This window comes from Streptomyces sp. NPDC002867 (assembly GCF_053591895.1).
Genome location: NZ_JBSFUR010000050.1, coordinates 36,615 through 42,614, shown reverse-complemented (window position 1 = coordinate 42,614; position 6,000 = coordinate 36,615). Strand labels below are relative to the sequence as shown.

Below are 6,000 nucleotides of genomic sequence, written 5' to 3'. Positions count from 1 at the left end.
AACCGACGAGACCGCCCTGCCCACCGAACTCACCGCATAGCCTCAAAACGAGATCACCGAGTGGCCGTCACTACACCACTCCAGCGGACGTGACCAGATACTACTTCCCATTCAATGAGGAAGCGTTGCACTCTGCTTTGGTTATCGGCCGATGCTGCGGCGTTTCATGTGTACCAGCCAAGCCGTGCTCTGTGGCAGCGGGCGGTTGATAGCTGTGCGCGCAACGCGTGAGTTGCCGGGCTGAGGCGCGGTGGAGACAGGCCCGGCCGGGGCCCGCCTTGGTCGAACAGTGAAGGCGGCACCCCTCTCGGGCGATAGCGCCCTGACGCGCTGTGCGCTGAGGCTGAGGGCGGTTCATGCTGTCGGTGTGCCCCGAGACGGAATCCCTCGCAGGGTGGAGGCATGCGTGAGCCGCTACCTGTGGTCGTCTACCCGCCCTCGCCGACGGGCGGCCGGCGCGTGCGTGTGGGTGGCGAGATTTTCGGCCTCGCGAACTCGGATCGGGACCTGATCGAGTTTCTGCGGCGAGCGGGCCTTGCCGATGCTGACGAGCTGGTGCTCAGCGATGCGTTGTTGATCGACTGGCGGGGCGGGCGGCCGCACGAGTACAACGCGGCGTAGTTGCAATGCCTCTGAACAGCTCCCCGCAAGGTCTGTCCGGACTGTCCGGCTGTCCGGTTAAGGATCTGACCAGCAGATACGGGCCGGCCAGCTCTGAGGGCAGGTGTCCGGGCTGTCCGGTCAAAGACGGCGCAACACCAGCACCGGTGTTGCAGCCGTCGGCGAAGCCGACCCCGTGGGCCGTGTCGCCGGAGGCGACTCCTCTTACTAAGGAGGAGTCGCATGAGCACCCCGGAAGAACGCCCCAACCCCGACGACGCACTCGCCCGCGCCCGTGCCGCCCGCGAGCAGATGGCCGCCGCGCTCACCGAGGACCAGGAGCCGGACCCTGACGAGCCCCTGGGGTGGCAGCCGATCTGGAAGCGCCGCCGGAAGCCGAAGTCGAAGGCCGCGAAGAAGGCAGAACTGCGCAAGCAGCGGAAGCGACTCCAGGAAGCCGGGAAGCGCCGCCTCGCCGCCTCGCAGTCGCGCCGGCCCCGCTCCCGGCAGAACCGGATCGGCAACGCGGCCGCGCGCCGCGATGCCCGCGCCCTGTCCCGGGTGCGGCACTCCAACGCCTGGCTGTGGTGACGATGCCGGGCATCGTCCACTGAGTGGAGTCCACCCGATGTCGCGCATCGCCACCGGATGCAGAACATCGAGTGGGCGCCACTCGGTGGATTCCACCCGGTGGATTCCACCGAGTGGACTCCACTCCGGTGCGCCGGATGACGATGGACGCCACCGTGGTGCGCACCGCGATGGTGCGCCACCGCACCCGGTGCGCCGCACCACCCGACGATGCCCGGCACTCTCTCGCGCGCCGGTGCGCCGCACCTGATGCTCCGCACCGCCGACCATCCGCCGCTGACCTCCGACAAGGCGGGGCCCGGCTGGGCCGGAGGCTACAGCGACGAACCACCGTTCTGACCCCGGCTGCGCCCCGCCCGCTCGGGTCATGAGCCGTCCCGGCCCCGCACGCACCGCGCGTGCGGGGCCGACCGCGTCGATGACCTGTCCTGCAACCTGACCGGCGCTGCGCCCCACCGGATCTGACGGCCCGCCCTCCGGCATACCCGGGAGGCGGGCTGTCCACGTCACCCCTCCGGCGTCGCTGCTCCCGACCCCAGAGATTGCCCGGCTTGGTTGCCTCCATGTTCGGAAGAACCGGGGGCCTGCGTCGTTGTGGCGTGTCCGGGCGCATCCGGCGGCACGACCGAGGGCCACCCCCTCCCCTTGTCACGAACAGTCACGTTCTGCACCCTCTCGAAACGCCGTGTGACTGATCACATAGGTCCATGACTGTTCCTTTACTCAATCCTCATGAAATGATCACGCGCCGCCTGCCTCGCAGGTGATCCACATCGAACGCACGATTAAGGGGGGATGGATGCGACGAGCAGTACGTCTCGCGTCCGTCTCGACCGTCGTTGCGCTGACGCTGTCCATACAGCTGCCGGCCACCGCGGTAGAGGAAACACCGATCGCCGCCGCATCGAGCGGCGTTGACACCACCACCGGCCGCGCCGAGGCACCTGACCTCGCTTCGGCCCGCCTGGCCGCCGCGTTGAGGGGGAAGCGCGTCGAGGCCCTGTCCGAGCGGACGGAGACCTCCAGCACCTGGGCGAACCCGAACGGGACGCTCACCACGGAGACCGCGTCCGGACCGTTCCGGGTCAAGGAGGGTGGCGAGTGGAAGCAGCTCGACACCACCCTCGTCGACACCGGGGAACGGCTGGAACCCCAAGTCGCCCTGGCCGACGTCGAACTGTCCGACGGCGGGGCCGAGGACTTCGCCGCCGTCACCCGGGGGACGCAGACCTTCGGTCTCGACTGGTCCACGTCGAAGTCCCTGCCGACCCCTCGGGTCGAGGGCGACACCGCGGTCTACCACGATGTCGTTCCCGACGGTGACCTGCACGTCACCGCGCTCCCGCAGGGCTTCACCGAGTCGCTCATCCTGAACGAGCGGCCCACCAAGCCGGTGGAGCTGAGGCTCCCGATCACCCTCAAGGGCCTGAGCCTGGAGAAGGAGCGGTCGGGGCACCTGCGACTCGAGGACTCCAAGGGGGCGTTGGTCGCCAGCGCCCCGGCCCCTCGCATGTGGGGCATGGGCACGGACCCGAAGTCCGGGGACCCGACCCACTCCATGGAGATCGAGACCAGCGTCGAGCAGGGGGCGGGCCGGGCGGTCCTGGTCCTCAAGCCGAGCATGGAGTTCCTCACCGACCCCGACGTCGTCTACCCGGTCAACATCGACCCGACGACGACCCTGGCGGCGTCCACGGACACCTGGGTCGCCACCAACTACCCCGACTCCCAGCGCGGTTCGACCGAGCTGAAGGCCGGGACGTACGACGGTGGCACCACGAAGGCCCGGTCGTACGTGAAGTTCGACGTGTCGAAGTACGCCGGCAAGCAGATCCTGGACACCGAGTTCAGGCTGCACTCCTACTGGTCGTCGAGCTGCGCCACGACCGGGTCCGGCGTGGCCGTCCGGCGCATCACCGCGAACTGGGACCCCAGCGCGGTGACCTGGGGGGTCCAGCCCGCGACGACGGCCGACGGCGCCGTCGTCTCCAAGGCTGCGTACGGATTCAGTTCGGCGTGCCCGGCGAACTTCATGCGCTGGGACGTGGACGCGATCGTCCAGGCCTGGGCCTCGGGCCAGCCGAACCACGGCCTCCAGGTGCGCGCGGTCGACGAGGCCGACTCGCTGAGCTGGCGGCGCTTCCGCTCCGCGAACTACGTGGACGGGTCCCAGGGCCCCACCGAGCCGACCCTCGTCGTCACGTACAACACCAAGCCGAACCTGGCCTCCCCGGTGAGCCCTGCCGACGCCCTGGTCACGGCGGACACCACCCCCACCCTCACCGGTCAGGCCACCGACCCCGACGGTGACTCCGTGCGCCTCACCTTCGAGGTGTGGAACGCGGACGCCACCGCCAAGGTCACGAGCGGGGTCTCCGCCTTCGTCCCGTCCGGCAAGCCCGGCACCTGGACGGCCGGCGCGCTGGCGCCGGGGGCGTACAAGTGGCGCATCGCCGTGTACGACGGCAAGCTCTGGAACGGCGGTTGGTCCGTCTGGCGCACCCTGACCGTGGACACGTCCGTGCCCGCGGCCCCCGCCGTCAGCTCCACCACCTACCCCGCCGACGGCCTGTGGCACGGCGGCGCGGGGACGCCCGGAGCGTTCACGATCACCGATCCCCAGGGCAAGGCGGTGACGGCCGAGTACACCCTCGACGGTGGCGCGCCGAGCACCGTGGCGCTGACGGCCGGCAAGGCGACCGTGACCCTGACCCCCTCGGTGGACGGCACGCACGTCCTGTCCGCCCGGGTCAAGAACGTCGCCGGAACGTGGTCGGACCCGGCGGAGTACACCTTCCGCAGCGGCCGGATCACCGGGGCCCTCTCCCCCGCGTTCATCAACCAGATCGCCGAGACCCACTTCTCCGACCTGCTGCACCCCGAGGAGGAGCAGGCGGAGCCCGAGGACCGGCCCATCGACACCGAGTACCCGGAGGTCGACGACACCCCGGTGGGCTACCAGGAGCAGATCGACCCCGAGGTCGTCGAGACGGAGGAGTCCGTCCTCGCCGCCGGCGTCGTGGAGCTCCCCGGCACGGCGGGCCAGGAGATCGTGGGCACGAGCGCGGACGGGACCACCCAGACCGCCGTGACCATGCCCGCGGGTGCCGCCGCGACCGCCGGCCTCAGCGAGACCGGCGTCATCGTCTACCCCAACACGCAGACGGACGCGGACACCCTCGCCATCCGGACGAGCCAGAACGCCGTCGAGACGTTCCACCTGCTGCGGAGCGCGTCCGCGGCAAAGAGCTACGCGTACTCCCTCCAGCTGCGTCCCGGCCAGACGGCCACGCAGGGAGCGGACAACGTCATCATCGTCTCGGACGAACTGGGCAACCTCACCTTCATCACCGCCCCGATCGCCAGGGACGCCAAGGGCGTCGAGATCCCCGTGAAGCTCACGCTCTCGGGCACCGAGGTCACCGCCTCGCTGGCGCCGGCCGCCGGCCAGGAGCTCGCCTACCCGGTCCTGATGGACCCGGGCTTCGGCTACGGCAGCGCCACGCCCTCCGAGAGGTCGTACTGCTTCTGGAACCCGATCGACTGCACCGCGGCCTACGACGCGGCGAACAAGGCGTTCAAGCAGGCGCAGGACTGGTACCCCGACAGCACCCTCTTCCAGGGCACGGGTGACTCCTTCCGGCACTGCTACTGGAACGCGCGGATGGAGATCCGCCTGTCCACCACGGACGCCTACGAGTTCGCGACCCGGCACGAGTCGACGTCCTCGGGCGTTGACAAGCAGATGGACCTGAAGAACAACGCGATCGGCCGGGAGATCGGCCGCAAGCGGACCGGCCAGAACAGCGCCGGGACGAGGGCGCGGGACGATTGCCGCAGCGCCCAGCGGAACGGCAAGCTGTGGATCATCAAGAGCGGCAGGCTTGTGAGGAGCAATCAGTGACCCTTTTCGTCAGGCGGGCCGGTGCCCTGATCCTCGTTCTGGAGGCCTGCTACCTGCTCCTCATGGAGCTGGCCCTTGCGGTGTTCGTGGTGGACACCTCTGAGATCGACCACACGGACGCGGGGGGGTACGGCGGCCTCGGCGGCGTCCTCTTCCTCGCCGCCGAAGGGCTGACGGTCCTGCTGCTGCTCTGGGGAGGGGCCGCGCTCGGGCTCGCCTCCTTCGCGGACAAGGGCCCCTCGTGGGCGCGTGCCGCTGGATTCGGCCTCGTGGCCGTCACGCAGATGCTCGGCGTCTGGGCGGCGACGTCCAACGCGCTGGCGCAGGACGCCGGACCGGACGTGCTGGTCAACGCGGTGATGGTGCTGTTCGCCCTCACCGCCGGCGTCGCCTGTGTCCTGGGGCTCCGCGGCGCGGTGCGGAAGGCGCCTCTCGCGGCCTGAGCGGTCCCCTTCCCCACGGAAGGCCGGGGCCCCGGTTCGGAAGAACCGGGGCCCCGGCCTTTTTCGTGTTCAGGGGCCGCCGGGGGGCGGGGGCGGTCAGCCCGTCGCGCACGGCACACCTCCGAGGGTGAAGGCGCCGGGGGCCGGGTTGGCGCCGGTCCAGCTTCCGGTGAAGCCGACGCGTCAACGGCGCGGCCGAGTCCGCGCAGGGCTGCTTGGCGCTCGCCGGGGAGGCGGGCCTGCGCGATGGCAGTGCGGGCGTGCCCGAGGCTCGCGAAGAGGGGGTCGCGGCGGGTGATGGCAGTTGCCCGGGCCGCTTGGCCGGCTGCGAGGGCATGGATGTAGTTCCCGCGTTGGTTGGCGAGCATGGAGACCGAGTTCCACACGCACATGGCTGCGGCCGGGTCCTGGGCGAGACCGGCCAGTTGCAGAGCCCGGTCGAGGTGGGCGTCGGCACGGTCG

5 protein-coding genes are annotated in these 6,000 nt (G+C 70.3%); all 5 read left to right on the top strand.

Going from position 1 to position 6,000, the window contains the following annotated elements:
- Positions 1–402: 402 nt before the first annotated feature.
- The 5 genes from ACWD0A_RS29940 (at position 403) to ACWD0A_RS29920 (ending at position 5,538) form a co-directional block, all read left to right on the top strand.
- A complete protein-coding gene (locus ACWD0A_RS29940; protein WP_451303129.1) occupies positions 403–621 on the top strand; it encodes a hypothetical protein in 219 nt (72 codons plus the stop codon).
- Positions 622–843: 222 nt separating this feature from the next.
- On the top strand, positions 844–1,191 hold the full coding sequence (locus ACWD0A_RS29935; RefSeq protein ID WP_451303127.1) for a hypothetical protein: 348 nt from the start codon (positions 844–846) through the stop codon (positions 1,189–1,191).
- A gap of 210 nt (positions 1,192–1,401) precedes the next feature.
- Positions 1,402–1,530: a hypothetical protein gene (locus tag ACWD0A_RS29930; protein WP_451303125.1), complete on the top strand. Its 129-nt coding sequence runs from the start codon at positions 1,402–1,404 to the stop codon at positions 1,528–1,530.
- Positions 1,531–1,990: 460 nt separating this feature from the next.
- Entirely contained in the window at positions 1,991–5,095 is a 3,105-nt protein-coding gene (locus tag ACWD0A_RS29925) for a DNRLRE domain-containing protein (protein WP_451303123.1), read from the top strand.
- Positions 5,092–5,538, top strand: coding sequence for a hypothetical protein (locus ACWD0A_RS29920; protein ID WP_451303121.1), 447 nt, complete (start codon positions 5,092–5,094; stop codon positions 5,536–5,538). Before ACWD0A_RS29925 ends, ACWD0A_RS29920 begins: the two co-directional genes overlap by 4 nt.
- Positions 5,539–6,000 lie beyond the last annotated feature (462 nt).